We start from the raw sequence: 16,121 nt of genomic DNA, 5'->3' as shown, positions 1-16,121 counted from the left end.
CGCGCGATCCGGGCGACGTGGTTCTTCGTGCCGCCGTTCGCGAAGAACTTCAGCACGGCGCCGCTCGCGTTGTAGGCCCCACCAACCTGCCTACGCGGGGCACCCGTCTGCTGGATGACTTCGCTGATGACGACGTCACGTCGACCGGGGATGTTGTCGAGATCCCTGACGAACTGATCGATGGTCGACGTCGCCTTAGCTGCGTCCCCGATGACCGCCATCTGCGACTCGGACGGTACTCCAGACACTTTGTCGGTCAGTGTCTAAGTTGCGTCGACGTTACCCGTGAGCGCCACGATCTGGTTGTACAGCGTCTGTCGCACGCCAGAAACGGTGGCGGCTGACGCGAACGTAAAGGTGCTCCAGAACATGCTCGGGCCCGCCTCGGCAGCGATGACCTCGGCACCTACTCAGACCTCCGCGATGAAGACCTCGAAGCCATCGAAGTGACGCTCGGTGAGGCGCGTACGCGAGAGCTTGTGGGCAGATAGTGGGCAAACCGGCGTGAGCGGGAAAACGAAACCCCCTGCTTCCCAGTGTTTACAAGGGACTCAGGGGGTTATATCGTGGCGGTACCGGTGGGATTTGAACCCACGGTGCTCTTTCAAGCACACAACTTTTCGAGAGTTGCACCTTCGGCCGCTCGGACACGGTACCGGGGACGAGTGTAATGCAGACCCGGGGTTCGCGCGAATCCACAACGCGGAGAAATCGGTCCGCGCGGTTCTGCCGGTGCCGCCCGACCTAGCCGTTCTGCGCCGGATTTCGGCGCATCCGAGGTGTTAGCCTTGCCTTAGTTGGGCATGTCGACACGTGCGTGCCCTCGCACCGAAAGGGTTCATAGTTCTATGAGCTACATCCGCTCCGCAGCATTCGAAGAGACCGGTTACGTCGTCCTCGACCGCCATGACCAGGCCTCCGACCCCCAGGAGTGGCTCGATCTCGAGTATGTCGACTGGAAATCCTCCGGAGTGACCCGCTTCGCCCCTCTGGCCTCGGCCTTCGGCGAGATGGAATGCAACGGCTTCTGGAACCACACCCCTCCCCGCACCGACAAAGACGGCGTCTGGGTTCAGGCCAACGTCGAACACGCGCCCATCCTCAGGGCCCGCGCCGAAGAGCCCGGCGCCAACATCGGCCGCTGCCGCGTGATCGAACTGCAGCCCAACACCTACGCGAACGCCCTGTACAACCTGCACCAAGACGACAACAACCGGCTCAATCCCGACGGCACCGGCTGGATCGTGCGCGGCTTCTTCAACCTCTCCGACGACGCCGACTCGTTCATGATCCTGCGCGAGAACCGGTTCGACCCCGAGACCGAGGTGCGCATCGCGCTGCCCGCGGGCGCCCAGCTCATCGTCGACACCCAGCGCTTCTGGCACGCCGTCTGGCATACAAGCCCAGAACCCCGCTACTGCCTCATCACGTCGTGGACCTCGGGACCCGAACTCGACGCCTACATCGAGAAGTACCATGGCGACCCGCACAACGTGAACGTGCCGCTCGACGCGACGATCGTCGAAGAGGCCCAGGCCGAGGTGCGCCAGCGCCTCGCCGAGCGCGGTGCGGCCCTCGCGGCCAAGGGCCGCCACGACAGCGGCTTCGGCGAAGACCCCGAGGCGTAGACGGCGCGTCGCCGGGCGCTCTCCACCGGCGGCGGGCGGATGTCGTCGGTGCCGTCTATCGTGGATGCATGGCCTCCAAAAACCCCAACGCGTACCGCTGCACGGAGTGCGGCTGGCAGAGCGTCAAGTGGGTCGGCCGTTGCGGCGAGTGCCAGGCCTGGGGCACCGTCGTCTCGAGCGCCGAGAACGAGGGCATCGCCCGCACCGTAAAGGCAGCGAAGCTCAGCGAGACGCGCATCGCGCAGCCCATCACCGAGATCTCTACGGAGGCCGCCAGCCACTGGGCCACGGGCATCCACGAGTTCGACCGTGTGCTCGGGGGCGGGCTCGTTCCCGGCGCCACGATCCTGCTTTCGGGCGAACCGGGCGTAGGCAAGTCGACCCTTCTACTCGAGGTGGCGGCCAAGGCGGCCGAAGAGCATCTGCGGGTTCTCTACGTCAGCGCCGAGGAGTCGGTCAGCCAGGTCAAGCTGCGCGCCGAGCGCACGCACTCCCTCTCCCCCACGCTCATGCTCGCCGCCGAGACAGATCTGTCGACCGTGCTCGGCCAGATCGACGCGGTGCAACCGCATCTCGTCATCGTCGACTCCGTTCAAACGGTGGCCAGCAACTCCATCGACAGTGCGGCCGGCAGCCCCACCCAGGTGCGCGAAGTCGCGTCAGCCCTCATCCGCGTGGCCAAAGAGCGATCGCTTCCCGTCATTCTGGTGGGCCACGTCACGAAAGACGGATCGATCGCCGGCCCACGCGTTCTCGAGCACCTCGTCGACGTCGTCTGCCAGTTCGAGGGCGACCGGCACACCAGTCTGCGCTTCGTTCGTGCGCTCAAGAACCGCTACGGTCCCACCGACGAAGTCGGCTGCTTCGAGATGACCGCCGAGGGCATCGCCGAGGTTCCCGACCCCAGCGGCCTCTTCTTGAGTCGCAGCGGCGAGGCCGTCAGCGGCACGTGCGTCACGGTGGCGCTCGACGGTCGGCGCGCAATGCCCGTCGAGATCCAGGCGCTCGTGGTCAAGACCACCGCTCCCAACCCGCGCCGGGTCACGAACGGGGTCGACGGCTCCCGGGTGGCGATGCTACTGGCCGTGCTCGAACGTCGACTCACCATTCCGCTGGGCGACCGAGACGTCTACGTGTCGACGGTCGGCGGCGTGCGTCTCATCGACCCGTCGGCCGACCTCGCCATCGCGCTCGCCATCGCCTCCGCCAACAGCGATCTTGCCCTGCCCCACACGTTCGCGGCCTTCGGCGAGATCAGCCTCGCGGGCGAAGTACGTCCTGTCGCGTCGGCCGGTCTGCGAATGACCGAGGCGAGGCGCCTCGGGTTCACCGACATCCTCGGCCCCGACGAGACCCAGATCCGCCGAGCATTCCGCATCGCGTTCGAGAAGCAGCCTGCTCCGGGCTCCCGGGTCAATCCGGCACACCCGTCGACGGGCTCGTTCCCGGTGCAGGCGCGGAGTCCGCAGACGCGAACTCAGCAGACGCGAACTCAGCAGGCGCGAACTCCGCAGTCGAAGACGCCGCAGAAAACACCAGCACCGGGAGAGACCCCGATCACGCCTCTGCGCCTCGTCGAGACCGACCGAACCCGCGACTGACGGCCAGGCACACGCCGGCCACCTCACACGTGCGGCACGAACTCCTGCCAGGCCACGCGCCGAGCACCCCTCGGATCGTTCTCGACTCGATCGACCGCGTCGAAGATCATCGTGGTTCGCGTCTTCTCGTCGTAGGCGGGCCAGCCGGGCACCTGCCCGCTGCGAGCGAATTCGATCCAGTGCAGTCGCATCCGATCGCCCGTTCTCATGAACGCCCGCCGCCCACCCAGCGCGCCCATCGCCCGACCGAACCATCCGTTCATACGGTCGAACAGGGCAAACAGCTCGAGCCCGTGGGTGGCGTCGAACCCCAGCTGTCGCACGAGCCGGGGCGCGATGTCGAAGCGATAGAAATGCACCGGAGCGAACCGCGAGTGCCGCTCTGCGACCTTCACCGTGGGGTACCAGAATGCGTAGTCTCCCGCGAAGTCGGCGGCGGGGCGCTTGGCCGGAAGTCCCGGATACTCGGCCTTGATCGCCTTGCGAGCCTTTTTCCTGGTGCGCGAGAAGATGGCCCGAATGCGCGTCGGCGTCGTGGCGAGAATGTCGAGTCGACCGGTGAAAAGCGATCCCTCGCGATCGTTGGTGCCGATGATCAGCGGAATCGGAGCGGCACGACCGAACTTGAAGGCGTCGAGCGGGCGCTCGGGAAGGAAGTCGCCATCGATCACGGGGCAGAGGGCGATCGTTCCCGGGTCGCGGTCAGGAGTCAGCAGCGTCAACGCGACCGCCGCCTCGACGAGGTCAGAAGGATCGGCCCGCGTGAGCAATGCACCCGCATCGTCGACCGAAGTCGACTCCACTCCGCCGGGCTCTATGCGGTCGGCGAGAAAAGCCACGAACTCATCGGCCCAGCGCTGCGTCAACTCGGGCGGATAGATCGCGTTCGTGGGCGCGCTCTGCGCGATCGCCTTGGCGAACAGCCCGCGGGCGGATGGGGTGGCCATCAGCGTGGTCACCGCGTTGCCGCCCGCAGACTCGCCGAACACGGTCACGTTCGACGGATCGCCTCCGAAGGCCGAGATGTTCGCCTGCACCCACTCGAGGGCGGCGACCTGGTCGCGCAGTCCCAGGTTCGATTCCATCGGCCGCTCTGTCGTCGAGAACCGCGAGAAGTCGAGATATCCGAGCGCACTCAGCCGGTAGTTGACGCTCACGTAGACGATGCCGCCGTCACGCACGAGCGCCTCGCCGTTGCGCGGATATTCGGCGCTCGACCCGACCGCGTAGGCGCCGCCGTGAATGAAGACCATCACGGGTCTCAGCGCATCCCCGCCGCCCTGCGCAGATGCGGGCCGCATCACATTCAGGGTGAGGCAGTCCTCGCTCATCGCCTGGTGCTTCGACGCGCCCACGAAGTTGCCCTCGCGAGACTGCCAGGCGACCGGTCCGAACGTTGAGGCATCCCGAACGCCGCGCCACGCAGGCGCCGGCCGAGGCGCCCGAAATCTGAACTCGCCGGTCGGGGCGCCGGCATAGGGGATGTCACGCCACGCGTCGATGCGAGACCGTCTCACGCCCCGCACGACGCCCGACCGGGTGCGAACCTCGAGCTCGTGGATGTCACTGTGCCGGGTCATGCGCCGATGCTCGTGCCGCGGGATGAAGAATCGAGCCGCACCGGCTAACCGAGGATGAACTGCGCGCTGACCGACGAGCCGAACCCGCCGATCGACACGTCGAGGTGATACGAGGCGCCCCCGGCAGGCACCTGCGGACGCTCTGTCGAACCGCACGTGTCGGCCGCCGAGCGGGTGCGGTCCCAGGCGAAGGGCGTGGAGGCGAGCGTGGCGCCGGCCTCGATCACGGTCGGCAGGTCGCTGGGGTCGGTCTGGCAGTCGGTGGAGATCCAATACTGCTCTTCACCGCTTCTGATCGTGTAGACCTGCTGCGCGGTGCCGACGTTGATCGAGCAGGCCGCGGCCCCCGCGTTCGTGAGCGTGATCGACAGCTGCGGGGTGACGCCGGCGGCGTACGTGTCGGCGTCGGTCACCGGCGTAACCTGGATGCTCGCCGGATCGCACGCGGGCGCCTTACCGTCGGCGAGGGGCTCGGCCGCGACGTCTTGCGGCACGGTCGGCGTCGTGGGCGGCGTGCTGGCCGACGGCGAGGCCGAGATCGCGGATGTCGTGGAGCTGCCGACCTCCGACGATGATCCGGGGCGCACGATGATGAGCACGATGATGACGACCACGGCGAGAATACCGGCGAGCACGAGCACGCGCCGCCGCCAGTAGACCTTGCTCGGCTCGGGTCCGACGGGACTCTTGATCGTCGACATGCCCCTAGGCTACGAGTCCGGTCGACCAGACACCCGCATTGGCGCGGTCTCGAACGACAATTCGGAGACGGTCTTCAGGTCTTCGCCGAACGTGAAGCTCGCGTGCACGGTCTCGCCGGCGAGCACCTGCGGCAGCCAGTATTTGGCGTCGTCCCACATGCCGTCGAGCGGCAGGTCGGTGACGTCGTACCAGTCTGGCACGATCTCGTCGGACTCCTGGGGCGTGCCCGAGAACGTGTCGACGACGAACACGGTCGAATCCTGGCTCCAGCTCTCGCGAGAAGGAAAGGAATACCGGATGAAGCCCACCTCGGAGGCGGCGGCAGGGTCGACGACCAGGCTGGACTCCTCTTCGATCTCGCGCACGATCGCGTCGAGCGAGGTCTCGCCCGGCTCGATCTTGCCGCCGAGGCCCACGATGTTGCCGAGTCCGAGCCCTGTCTTCTTGCGCCCGAGCAGAACCTGGCGCGTTCCGCGTTCGTCTCTGCGAGTGATGAAGCAGACGCAGACCTGGAAGGATGTCATTGCAGCAGGCTACCCGCGGCACAGGTTCGGCACGTTACGCCGTGAGGTGCTTCAGCATGCGCGTGTTGCCCAGGGTGTTCGGCTTGACCCGGGCGAGGTCGAGGAACTCGGCGACACCCTCGTCGGGCGAGCGCACGAGCTCGGAATAGACCTCGGGAGCGACGAGGCCGAGCGGCGACGCGAGAAATCCGTTGCGCTCGAAGAAGCCCACCTCGAAGGTGAGGCAGAACAGGCGCGTGAGGCCGAGGCGACGCGCCTCGAGCTCGACCGCCTCGAGCAGCGCGCGACCCACGCCCCGGCCGAGCCACGCATCGGACACGGCCAGGGTGCGCACCTCACCGAGGTCGTCCCAGAACACGTGCAGGGCGCCGCAGCCGATGCGGTTGCCCTTGTCATCGATGGCGATGTAGAACTCCTGCACCGCCTCGTAGAAGACGACGAGCTCTTTGCCCAAAAGGATTCGTCGCTGAACGAGGGGCTCCACGAGCTCCTTGATCCACGGCACATCACTCGTCTGCGCGCGCCGCACCGTGTAGGTGGGTGCGGCCATCGTCACTTCGGGCATCGAACAAGCCTATTGCCAGTTCGAACCATTCTCGCGCACGAGACCGCGATTCGTGCGATCACGACTCCGTGCGCACCGTGGGGTCGGGAAAGCGAGTCTCGATCGTGAGGTTCTCGCTGCGACGGATGCGCGACCAGACGATGAAGCCCACGATGGTGAAAGCTCCGTAGAACACGTACATGAAGGCCGACGCATAATACCCGGCCGACACCAGCAGCGGCACCCCGACCACGTCGACCGCGACCCAGATGAGCCAGAACTCCACCCAGCCCTTCGCCATGCCGAAGGTGGCGAGGAGCGAGCCCACGAAGATCCACGCGTCGGCCCAGACGGGCTCGTACGAGCCGAGCAGCTGAAACAGCGGCGTGATGATCGCGGTGCCGCCGACGAGGGCGACCGCGAGCCAGACGCGGTTCTTCCAGCCCGCCCACTGCGGACTCACCGCCGCGCCCCCGTCGTGTTTCGCCTGCTGCCAGCGCATCCAGCCGTAGATCGACACGACGATGAACATCACCTGTCGCCCTGCCTGGCCGAGGAGGTTCACCGGGTTCGGCGTGCCGAAGACGGCTCCCAGGAACACCGTGAAGAGAAGGGCGTTGCCCAGGATGCCGACCGGCCACGCCCAGACCTTGCGTCGCATGCCGCCGAGTGCGCTCAGCAGCCCGAAGACGTTGCCGAGCACCTCGCGCCACAGGATCGTCTGGTCGCCGATGTGCAGCTGCGCATTGAACAGCCAGTTCAGAACGTCCACAACGCGCCCTCTCTCTCGACCCCGTGGGCCACAGCGACACAACGCCGCGCGGTGCCCCGCCATTCCCTCACGCGGCGTGCCAAACCGCGAATGCCGCGCTCCGATTCCCGTGTCGGAAAATCGGAACGCGGCATTCGCGTAGCACCGTGCTGGTGTGCGGCGCTGGTCGTCTTACAGGGCGTCGGTCGGGCCGGTGGATGCGGCGGCGGCCGCAGACGAGGCCGCGATCTCACCGACTGTCGCCAGCTCGTCGTCGACACCCGCACGGCGGGTCGTGGTGAACACGAACTCGGTGCCGATGAAGTCGACGTGCACATGGTCGCCCGCGTTCAGTTCGCCGTGCAGGATGCGCTCGGAGAGACGGTCTTCGACCTCGTTCTGGATGGCGCGACGCAGCGGACGCGCTCCGAGAGTGGGATCGAAGCCGACCTCGATGAGGCGCTCTTTCGCCGACTGCGTGAGCTCGATCGACAGGTCGCGGTCGAGCAGGCGGTCGCGCAGACGCTTGATGAACAGGTCGACGATCTGCAGCAGCTCGCTCTTCGACAGCTGCGGGAACACGATCGTGTCGTCGACGCGGTTGAGGAACTCGGGCTTGAAGTGACGCTTCAGCTCTTCGTTCACCTTCGCCTTCATACGCTCGTACGTGGTCTCGACGTTGCTGTCGCTCTGGAACCCGATGGGGGCTCCGGAGATTCCCTTCGTTCCGAGGTTCGTGGTCATGATGATGACGGTGTTCTTGAAGTCGATCACCCGACCCTGGCCATCGGTCAGGCGCCCTTCTTCGAGAATCTGCAGGAGGGAGTTGAAGATGTCGGGGTGAGCCTTCTCGATCTCGTCGAACAGCACCACGCTGAACGGCTTGCGGCGCACCTTCTCGGTGAGCTGGCCACCCTCTTCGAAGCCGACGAATCCGGGAGGGGCACCGAACAGCCGCGAGACCGTGTGCTTCTCTCCGTACTCCGACATGTCGAGCGAGATCAGGGCGTCTTCGTCGTCGAACAAAAACTCGGCAAGGGCCTTGGCCAGCTCGGTCTTGCCCACGCCCGTGGGGCCGGCGAAGATGAACGAGCCCGAGGGGCGCTTGGGGTCTTTGAGCCCCGCCCGGGTGCGGCGGATGGTTCGCGACAGAGCCTCGATGGCCTGCTCCTGCCCGATGACACGCTGGTGCAGGGCGCGCTCCATGAAGACGAGTCGCGAGGACTCCTCTTCGGTGAGCTTGAAGACGGGGATGCCGGTGGCCTGGGCGAGCACCTCGGCGATCAGCCCCTCATCGACGATTCCCGAGGTCTTGACGTCGCCCGACTTCCACTGCTTCTCGAGGCGCAGGCGCTCGCCGAGGAGATTCTTCTCCTCGTCGCGCAGGCTTGCGGCCTTCTCGAAGTCTTGATCTTCGATCGCGGCCTCTTTCTGGCCGCGGACCCCGGCGATGCGCTCGTCGAACTCGCGCAGTTCGGGCGGTGCCGACAGGATCGACAGGCGCAGGCGAGCGCCGGCCTCGTCGATCAGGTCGATCGCCTTGTCGGGCAGGAACCGGTCGGCGACGTAGCGGTCGGCCAGGTTGGCCGCGGCCACGATGGCGCCGTCGGTGATCGATACCTTGTGGAATGCCTCGTACTTGTCGCGCAGGCCCTTCAGGATGTTGATCGTGTGGGGCAGGCTCGGCTCGGCGACCTGGATGGGCTGGAAGCGACGCTCGAGGGCGGCGTCTTTCTCGAAGTGCTTGCGGTACTCGTCGAGCGTGGTGGCACCGATGGTCTGCAATTCTCCACGGGCCAGCAGAGGCTTCAGGATCGACGCGGCGTCGATCGCGCCCTCTGCGGCTCCCGCGCCGACGAGGGTGTGGATCTCGTCGATGAACACGATGATGTCGCCGCGAGTGCGGATCTCTTTGGTGACCTTCTTCAGGCGCTCCTCGAAGTCACCGCGGTAGCGGCTCCCGGCGATGAGCGAACCGAGGTCGAGCGAGTAGAGCTGCTTGTCTTTGAGCGTCTCGGGAACATCGCCCTTGACGATCGCCTGGGCGAGGCCCTCGACGACGGCGGTCTTGCCGACGCCCGGCTCACCGATGAGAACGGGGTTGTTCTTCGATCGGCGCGACAGGATCTGCATGACCCGCTCGATCTCTTTTTCTCGCCCGATGACCGGGTCGAGCTTGTTGTCGCGCGCCGCCTGCGTGAGGTTGCGGCCGAACTGGTCGAGAACCTGCGATCCCTTGTCGGGAGTGGCGTCGTTTCCGCCAACGGCGACCTGCTCCTTGCCCTGGTAGCCAGAGAGAAGCTGGATGACCTGCTGGCGCACCCGGTTGAGGTCGGCGCCGAGCTTCACGAGCACCTGGGCTGCGACGCCCTCGCCCTCGCGGATCAGGCCGAGCAGGATGTGCTCGGTGCCGATGTAGTTGTGGCCGAGCTGCAGGGCCTCGCGAAGCGAGAGCTCGAGCACCTTCTTGGCTCGGGGGGTGAACGGTATGTGACCGGTGGGCTGCTGCTGGCCCTGGCCGATTATGTCTTGAACCTGCTCGCGCACCGCGTCGAGCGAGATGTTGAGCGACTCGAGCGCCTTCGCGGCGACGCCCTCTCCCTCGTGGATGAGTCCGAGCAGAATGTGCTCGGTGCCGATGTAATTGTGGTTGAGCATCTTGGCCTCTTCTTGGGCCAGAACGACGACGCGGCGAGCTCGGTCGGTAAATCTCTCAAACATGTCTGATCTCCTTGAACACCAGGGCAGGATGGCGCTCGATGTACTGATGCTAATCAGCGCCGACCGCGAATACTGCTCTGTTCGCCCTAGGCGTGACCGGGTGCCGTCCCGAACACGTACGGCGCCCGGCCGGTCGTGGCGGTCTCGATCGCGAACACCGACCCCGACGACGGATGCGCGACGAGCTGCTTTTCGGTCAGGTTCTCGCGCGCGCTGCACACGTAGAGCGTCGACCGAGACGGCCCACCGAACGCGACCGAGGTGAGGTTCGGCGCGTCGAGTTCGACAGAGAACAGTTCTTCGCCCGTACCGCTGTAGCGCACGACGCGACCCTCGCCGTAGAGGGCGCCCCACAGGCATCCGTCGTCGTCGATCGCGAGGCCGTCGTGCGGCGCGCCCGTGAGCAGCGGCTCGGGGTTCTCGATGTCGCCGCCCACCGTGTAGTCGGCCGAGTAGACGGTGCCGACGCCCGTGTCTGTGAAGAACATGCGCGTGCCGTCGGCCGACCAATCGATGCCGTTGGCCGTGGCGACTCCCCCGAGCAGGATGCGCACCGCCCCGTCGGCAGTCACCGAGTAGAACGCGCCGTCGGGTTCGCCGCGAGTCACATCCATCGAACCGGTGACCCAGCGGCCTGCCGGGTCGACCTTGCCCTCGTTCAGGCGAAGGCCGGGATGCGCGTGGTCGATTCTCGCGAGTTCGCTGAGGTCGCCGCCGTGGGCGTTCGTCGTCACGACCCGATCGCCTAACGAGACCACGAGCCCGTCACCCGAAGGCAGCCGTGCCGGATGGAACGAAGAGACGGGTGCCGGAAGGGAGATGACCTCGTCGTCGGAGCCGTCGACCGCGCCCGACAGCGGGCTGCGATGGATGAGGCCGGCGCTGATGTCGCACCACAGCATCGAACCGGTCGAGGGCTCCCACGCGAGGCTCTCGCCGAGGATGGCACGCGCGGTGCGAAAGACGGAGATGGCCACGGCTGAGTTCGTCACGGGCGGGAGTCAAGCACGCTCCCGGGAGCTTCGCAACCACCCCTTTGCGCCTTTTCACGCCCACCTACCCTTGATAGATGACTGATCAGTACACACTCCAGGACCCCACCAAGATGTACGCCGACATCGACACGAAGGCGCAGTACCAGGAAGGCTCCGGCCTCGACGCCAAGCTGCGCGACAAGGCCGACCACGGCGAGAAGACCTATCGCGGAACAGGACGGCTCTCGGGTCGGAAGGCCCTCATCACCGGAGGCGATTCCGGAATCGGAGCAGCGGTCGCCATCGCGTACGCCCGCGAGGGTGCCGACGTGGCGATCTCTTATCTTCCCGAAGAAAAAGAAGACGCCCAGCGCATCGTCGGTCTGATCGAGGCGGAGGGCCGCATTGCCGTCGCCCTGCCCGGCGACATCGTCAACCCCGCGGTCTGCCGCGAAATCGTCGCCATGGCGGTCGAGGGCCTCGGCGGCCTCGACATCGTCGTGAACAACGCCGGCAAGCAGCAGTTTCGCGAGTCGCTCGACGAGATCACCGACGAGCAGTTCGACGAGACGTTCAAGACCAACGTCTATGCCATGTTCTGGATCACGAAGGCCGCGCTCCCCCACCTCAAGCCGGGCTCGGCGATCATCAACACCTCGTCGATTCAGGCGTACGCTCCGAGCGAGATGCTGGTCGACTACGCCACAACCAAGGCGTCGATCAACGCGTTCTCCAAGGCTCTGGCCCAGCAACTCGCCCCGAAGGGCATCCGCGTCAACGTCGTGGCGCCCGGGCCGATCTGGACGCCGCTGCAGACCGCCGGCGGGCAGCCGCCGGTGTTGCTGCCCGCTGTGGGTGAGTCGACCGCGCTGGGGCGCTGGGGCCAGCCCGCCGAGCTCGCGCCGGCCTATGTCTTCTTGGCCTCGCCGGAGGCCAGCTATGTGGTCGGCGAGACGCTCAACGTGAACGGCGGATCGCCGACGCCGTAACCCGCGCGCGGGGGAGACGGGTGTCTCCCCCGCACCGACGGATCGCGTCTAGGCTTCGATCGTGAGCAATCTCGAGAAGAATCCGAACGAGCTCCTCATCGGCGACGACGACGATGTGCACGGCCGAGAGCCGCTCGCCGTCGCCATTCTCGCCCCCCGCGAGGTGCCCCTCGGCGGCCCTCGGGCCATGACCGTGCGCCGCACGCTGCCCAGCAGGGAGCGCAGCATGATCGGCGCCTGGTGCTTCGTCGACCACTATGGACCGACAGACGTGCAGACGGGCACGGGCATGCTGGTGCCGCCGCACCCGCACACGGGCCTGCAGACCGTCAGCTGGCTGTTCGACGGCGAGATCGAACACCGCGACAGCGTCGGCAGCCACGCCCTGGTACGCCCCGGTGAACTCAACCTGATGACGGCCGGCCGCGGCATCAGCCACTCCGAGGTGTCGACAGACGCCACGACGCTGCTGCGCGGGGTTCAGTTGTGGCTCGCCCTGCCCGAGGCCGCCCGCGAGGTCGAGCCCTTCTTCGAGAGCCACGCCGCCGTGGTCACGACCCTCGGCGGAGCCAGCGTGCAGGTCTTCTTCGGAACGGTCGCCGGCGTCACGGCCTCTGCGACCACGTTCACCCGCGTGGTCGCCGCCCAGATCGACCTGCCACGAAACACCCGCATCGAGCTCGCCGTAGATCCCCGCGACGAGCACGGCGTCTTGGTCGACACGGGGTCGGTGACCATCGATGGAACGCCCGTCGCCCGCACCGAGCTGGCGTTCGTCGAGGCAGGCGCATCCGGTATCGCCATCGCCACGGGCGACGATGACGCCCGGCTCATTCTGATAGGCGGCGAGCCGTTCGGCGAGCAGATCGTCATGTGGTGGAACTTCGTGGGACGCACCCACGAGGAGATCGTGGCGTTCCGCGCCGCCTGGCAGGCCGAGGCGATCGGCGACGGCGATTTGGATGCGCGGGACGCGCGCTTCACGAGCACCCACGGCGACCCCGGCACGCGGGATGCTCACGGATACAGCGGCGCGCCCCTCCCCGCGCCCGCGCTGCCGACCGTGCGGCTGCTGCCCCGCCGGCGCTGAGCGACCATCGGCGCCGAGCTACTGCAGCGCCGAACTACTGCAGCGCGCTGGTGAGCCGGGCGAGGTTGTCGAGAAATCTCGAGCGCAGGGGCTGCGTGAGCCAGTCGTCGAGGGTGAGTTCGCGACTGAGGGTGCGGTAGCCCTCTTCGATAGCGCGCATCTCCGAGACGAATGAGCGGCCGCGCACCATGAGCGAGACTTCCATGTTGAGGCTGAACGAGCGCATGTCCATGTTGCTCGATCCGATCACGGCCACGTCGTCGTCGATCGTGAAGTGTTTGGCGTGCAGGATGTACGGCGACCGGTACATGTAGATGCGAACGCCGGCGCGCAGGAGCGCCTCGTAGTACGAGCGCTGGGCGTGGTAGACGAGCCCCTGGTCGCCGATCTCCGACACGAACAGATCGACTTCGACGCCGCGCTGGGTGGCGGTGGTGATGGCGTAGAGCATCGCCTCGTCGGGAACGAAGTACGGGCTGGTGACGACGATGCGGTTCTGCGCGTAGTAGAGCAGTGCGAGAAAGAGTCTGAGGTTGTTCTCGCCCTCGAAACCGGGGCCTGACGGCACCACCTGGCAGTCGAGCGAATCGGGCGCCTCTTCGACGATGTCGGGCGTGATCGGATCGGTCTCGCGCATCAGCAGCTCGTTGGTCTCGCTGTACCAGTCCGTGATGAAGATGGCATTGAGGCCGGCGACGATCGGCCCCTCGAGGCGGGTCATGAGGTCTTGCCACTGCAGGCCGCGACGGATGTTGCCGCGCGAGTTGTAGCTGCGGTCGATCATGTTCTGCGACCCCATGTAACCGACCTTGCCGTCGATGATCAGCAGCTTGCGGTGGTTGCGCAGGTCGGGTCGCTGGTACTTGCCGCGCAGGGGCTGCACCGGAAGCATGAACGACCACTGCACACCGAGCTCGGTCAGCTTCTTGGTCGTTCGGCGATGGTGCGGCGACCGAATGGATGCGATGTGGTCGAGCAGCACGCGCACGGTCACGCCGCGTGTGACCGCTGCCCCCAGGGCGTCGAAGAAGGCCTCGGAGGCGCCGTCGTACGACATGATGTAGAACTCGACGTGAACGTAGCGCCGCGCCTTAGCCACGTCGGCCGCCATGGCCGCGATCGACTTGTCATAGTCGCCGATGAGGCTGGCGTTGTTGCCCCCGACGAGCGGCATGGCACCGAGGTTGCGATTGAGTTCGACCACCGATTCGAGCCATGGCGGCCAGGCGTGGTTCTTGGTGACCAGGTCGATTCCCTCTGTGGTCTCGAGGATGAACTGGTTGATCGCCAGCTGCTTCTCGCGCCGCTTCTTGGGCAGTTTGTAGCTGCCGATCAGCAAGAAGGTGAGCACACCGATGTAGGGCAGAAAGAAGATCGCCATGAGCCAGGCCACGGCCGTGGCAGGTCGGCGATTGCGGGGCACGACGATGATCGCCGTGACGCGCACGAGAAAGTCGATGAGCACGCCGACGATCAGAACCCAGCCCGCTGCACTGATTCCGAACACGCACGCTCCCCTTGGCTTCGGCCCGAACGAGGAGCCCGACGACAACCGTAGCGTGTCGGCGCAACCGTGAGTGTTCGCCGGAACCGTGGCTCAGCTGCGCGGTGCCTGTGCAGCCGCGGGCGCGTCCTGCGCCGCGACGAGCTTGGCCCGCTCTTCTGCCTCGATCTTCGAGAATGCCCGACGCTCATGCTTGTCGGCGCGCAGAATCACGAACATCACGAGCCAGAAGACGAGACCGACGAGCACTGTGGGGGCGAGAGCGCCCAGCCCGGCGAGAATGTCATCCATGATGGGCGAGTTTAGCAGCCGCCGCCGTCGAGGAGCCCGGCTGCCGTGCGCCCTGCGCCTCAGCCGCCCTTGGTGATGATGCCGTACAGGCCGGTGCCGATCAGGTAGAGCGCGACCCCGCCGGCGACGATCCACACGAGCAGGCGCCCATTGCTCACCTCGCCCGGTTTCTTCTTCTTGTCATCGTCGAGGGGGTTCTTGTTGCCACCGAAGAAGCTCATGGTGCCGACCTTACTTGACCAGCGGAAACAGGATCGTCTCGCGGATGCCGAGGCCGGTGAGCGCCATCAGCAGGCGGTCGATGCCCATACCCAGCCCGCCGGAGGGCGGCATGCCGAACTCGAGGGCGCGCAGAAAATCCTCGTCGAGGCGCATGGCCTCGACGTCGCCGGCAGCGCCCTGCTTCGCCTGCTCGATGAAGCGTTCGCGCTGGATGACGGGGTCGACGAGTTCGGAGTATGCCGTGGCGAGCTCGAATCCGCGGATGTAGAGGTCCCACTTCTCGACGACGCCCGGAATGGAACGGTGGGCGCGCGTGAGCGGACTGGTCTCGAGCGGAAAGTCCAGAACGAAGGTGGGGCGCGCCAGCCCGCCCTTGACGAAGTGCTCCCACAGCTCTTCGATGAGCTTGCCGTGGTTGGGCAGGTGCACCTCGACGCCCTCGCGATCGGCGATCTGCTGCAGCTCGGCCACGGGGGTCTCGGGGGTGATCGCGACCCCGGCCGCATCCGAGAGCGACCCGTACATGCTAATGCGATCCCACTCGCCGCCCAGGTCGTATTCGGTGCCGTCTGCCCAGGTCACAACATGCGACCCTGCGACGGCGAGCGCCGCGTTCTGAATCAGGGTCTGCGTGAGCTCGGCCATGGTGTTGTAGTCGCCGTAGGCCTCATACGACTCGAGCATGGCGAACTCGGGCGAGTGCGTGGAGTCTGCGCCCTCGTTGCGAAAGTTGCGGTTGATCTCGAACACGCGATCGATGCCGCCGACGACGGCTCGCTTGAGAAACAGCTCGGGCGCGATGCGCAGAAACAGTTCGGTGTCGAACGCGTTGCTGTGCGTGGCGAACGGCCTGGCCGATGCGCCGCCGTGCATGGTCTGCAGCATCGGGGTCTCGACCTCGATGTAGTCGCGCTCGGCAAAGGTCTGTCGCAACGACGCGACGGCCTTGGCCCGGGTGCGCACGAGAACGCGCGCCTGGTCGCGAACGATCAGGTCGAGG

Annotated in this window: 16 protein-coding genes and 1 tRNA gene; 4 read left to right on the top strand and 13 right to left on the bottom strand. The window is 66.4% G+C overall.

What is annotated here, in order from left to right; genetic code table 11:
• Positions 1 to 221: hypothetical protein (locus ACE5CZ_RS10250; RefSeq protein WP_374947227.1), on the bottom strand; the 221-nt coding region annotated here is incomplete at its 3' end.
• 346 nt (positions 222 to 567) lie between these two features.
• Positions 568 to 657: transfer RNA gene (locus tag ACE5CZ_RS10245), tRNA-Ser, on the bottom strand.
• Between the two features lie 191 nt (positions 658 to 848).
• Between ACE5CZ_RS10245 and ACE5CZ_RS10240 the strand changes: the two genes are divergently transcribed.
• Both ACE5CZ_RS10240 and radA read left to right on the top strand, forming a co-directional pair.
• Positions 849 to 1,628 carry a hypothetical protein gene (locus ACE5CZ_RS10240; protein ID WP_374947226.1) on the top strand — a complete coding sequence of 260 codons (780 nt, stop codon included), beginning with the start codon at positions 849 to 851 and terminating at the stop codon, positions 1,626 to 1,628.
• A 68-nt stretch (positions 1,629 to 1,696) separates the two neighbouring features.
• The gene (gene radA, locus ACE5CZ_RS10235) at positions 1,697 to 3,229 is read left to right on the top strand and encodes a DNA repair protein RadA (RefSeq protein WP_374947225.1); all 1,533 of its coding nucleotides are present in this window, start codon (positions 1,697 to 1,699) and stop codon (positions 3,227 to 3,229) included.
• Between the two features lie 23 nt (positions 3,230 to 3,252).
• Here the strand turns inward: radA and ACE5CZ_RS10230 are convergent, their stop codons facing one another.
• The 7 genes from ACE5CZ_RS10230 to ACE5CZ_RS10200 all read right to left on the bottom strand — a co-directional run bounded on the left by ACE5CZ_RS10230 (position 3,253) and on the right by ACE5CZ_RS10200 (position 11,043).
• A complete protein-coding gene (locus ACE5CZ_RS10230; protein WP_374947224.1) occupies positions 3,253 to 4,809 on the bottom strand; it encodes a carboxylesterase/lipase family protein in 1,557 nt (518 codons plus the stop codon).
• A gap of 44 nt (positions 4,810 to 4,853) precedes the next feature.
• Positions 4,854 to 5,510 carry a hypothetical protein gene (locus ACE5CZ_RS10225; protein WP_374947223.1) on the bottom strand — a complete coding sequence of 219 codons (657 nt, stop codon included), beginning with the start codon at positions 5,508 to 5,510 and terminating at the stop codon, positions 4,854 to 4,856.
• 9 nt (positions 5,511 to 5,519) lie between these two features.
• Positions 5,520 to 6,035, bottom strand: a complete 516-nt coding sequence (locus tag ACE5CZ_RS10220) for an 8-oxo-dGTP diphosphatase (RefSeq protein WP_374947222.1) — start codon at positions 6,033 to 6,035, stop codon at positions 5,520 to 5,522.
• Between the two features lie 34 nt (positions 6,036 to 6,069).
• The gene (locus ACE5CZ_RS10215; RefSeq protein WP_374947221.1) at positions 6,070 to 6,600 is read right to left on the bottom strand and encodes an amino-acid N-acetyltransferase; all 531 of its coding nucleotides are present in this window, start codon (positions 6,598 to 6,600) and stop codon (positions 6,070 to 6,072) included.
• A gap of 58 nt (positions 6,601 to 6,658) precedes the next feature.
• Entirely contained in the window at positions 6,659 to 7,351 is a 693-nt protein-coding gene (gene pnuC, locus ACE5CZ_RS10210; protein ID WP_374947220.1) for a nicotinamide riboside transporter PnuC, read from the bottom strand.
• Positions 7,352 to 7,522: 171 nt separating this feature from the next.
• On the bottom strand, positions 7,523 to 10,051 hold the full coding sequence (locus ACE5CZ_RS10205) for an ATP-dependent Clp protease ATP-binding subunit (RefSeq protein ID WP_374947219.1): 2,529 nt from the start codon (positions 10,049 to 10,051) through the stop codon (positions 7,523 to 7,525).
• An 86-nt stretch (positions 10,052 to 10,137) separates the two neighbouring features.
• Positions 10,138 to 11,043 (bottom strand): SMP-30/gluconolactonase/LRE family protein, encoded by a 906-nt coding sequence (locus ACE5CZ_RS10200; RefSeq protein ID WP_374947218.1) that lies wholly within the window; start codon positions 11,041 to 11,043, stop codon positions 10,138 to 10,140.
• Between the two features lie 77 nt (positions 11,044 to 11,120).
• Between ACE5CZ_RS10200 and ACE5CZ_RS10195 the strand changes: the two genes are divergently transcribed.
• Both ACE5CZ_RS10195 and ACE5CZ_RS10190 read left to right on the top strand, forming a co-directional pair.
• Complete coding sequence (locus ACE5CZ_RS10195; RefSeq protein ID WP_374947217.1) at positions 11,121 to 12,014, top strand: SDR family oxidoreductase; 894 nt, start codon at positions 11,121 to 11,123, stop codon at positions 12,012 to 12,014.
• 61 nt (positions 12,015 to 12,075) lie between these two features.
• A complete protein-coding gene (locus tag ACE5CZ_RS10190; RefSeq protein WP_374947216.1) occupies positions 12,076 to 13,104 on the top strand; it encodes a pirin family protein in 1,029 nt (342 codons plus the stop codon).
• Positions 13,105 to 13,138: 34 nt separating this feature from the next.
• Here the strand turns inward: ACE5CZ_RS10190 and cls are convergent, their stop codons facing one another.
• From cls to ACE5CZ_RS10170, 4 genes are all read right to left on the bottom strand, one after another.
• Positions 13,139 to 14,602 (bottom strand): cardiolipin synthase, encoded by a 1,464-nt coding sequence (gene cls, locus ACE5CZ_RS10185; protein ID WP_374947228.1) that lies wholly within the window; start codon positions 14,600 to 14,602, stop codon positions 13,139 to 13,141.
• Positions 14,603 to 14,701: 99 nt separating this feature from the next.
• Complete coding sequence (locus ACE5CZ_RS10180) at positions 14,702 to 14,899, bottom strand: hypothetical protein (RefSeq protein WP_374947215.1); 198 nt, start codon at positions 14,897 to 14,899, stop codon at positions 14,702 to 14,704.
• A gap of 59 nt (positions 14,900 to 14,958) precedes the next feature.
• Positions 14,959 to 15,120 (bottom strand): hypothetical protein, encoded by a 162-nt coding sequence (locus ACE5CZ_RS10175; protein WP_374947214.1) that lies wholly within the window; start codon positions 15,118 to 15,120, stop codon positions 14,959 to 14,961.
• A 10-nt stretch (positions 15,121 to 15,130) separates the two neighbouring features.
• Positions 15,131 to 16,121: lysine--tRNA ligase (locus ACE5CZ_RS10170; protein ID WP_374947213.1), on the bottom strand; the 991-nt coding region annotated here is incomplete at its 5' end.

It is taken from the genome of Agreia sp. (assembly GCF_964263775.1).
In the GTDB taxonomy this organism is placed as follows: domain Bacteria; phylum Actinomycetota; class Actinomycetes; order Actinomycetales; family Microbacteriaceae; genus Agreia.
Note: the sequence above shows the minus strand (reverse complement) of the source record. Positions and strands in the feature narration are given on the sequence as shown.

Bases quoted from the DNA above. Each gene is read 5' to 3' on its own strand.
- ACE5CZ_RS10240 (WP_374947226.1), top strand. From the start codon at position 849: ATGAGCTACATCCGCTCCGCAGCATTCGAAGAGACCGGTTACGTCGTC.
- radA (WP_374947225.1), top strand. From the start codon at position 1,697: ATGGCCTCCAAAAACCCCAACGCGTACCGCTGCACGGAGTGCGGCTGG.
- ACE5CZ_RS10230 (WP_374947224.1), bottom strand. From the start codon at position 4,809: ATGACCCGGCACAGTGACATCCACGAGCTCGAGGTTCGCACCCGGTCG.
- ACE5CZ_RS10225 (WP_374947223.1), bottom strand. From the start codon at position 5,510: ATGTCGACGATCAAGAGTCCCGTCGGACCCGAGCCGAGCAAGGTCTAC.
- ACE5CZ_RS10220 (WP_374947222.1), bottom strand. From the start codon at position 6,035: ATGACATCCTTCCAGGTCTGCGTCTGCTTCATCACTCGCAGAGACGAA.
- ACE5CZ_RS10215 (WP_374947221.1), bottom strand. From the start codon at position 6,600: ATGCCCGAAGTGACGATGGCCGCACCCACCTACACGGTGCGGCGCGCG.
- ACE5CZ_RS10205 (WP_374947219.1), bottom strand. From the start codon at position 10,051: ATGTTTGAGAGATTTACCGACCGAGCTCGCCGCGTCGTCGTTCTGGCC.
- ACE5CZ_RS10195 (WP_374947217.1), top strand. From the start codon at position 11,121: ATGACTGATCAGTACACACTCCAGGACCCCACCAAGATGTACGCCGAC.
- ACE5CZ_RS10180 (WP_374947215.1), bottom strand. From the start codon at position 14,899: ATGGATGACATTCTCGCCGGGCTGGGCGCTCTCGCCCCCACAGTGCTC.
- ACE5CZ_RS10175 (WP_374947214.1), bottom strand. From the start codon at position 15,120: ATGAGCTTCTTCGGTGGCAACAAGAACCCCCTCGACGATGACAAGAAG.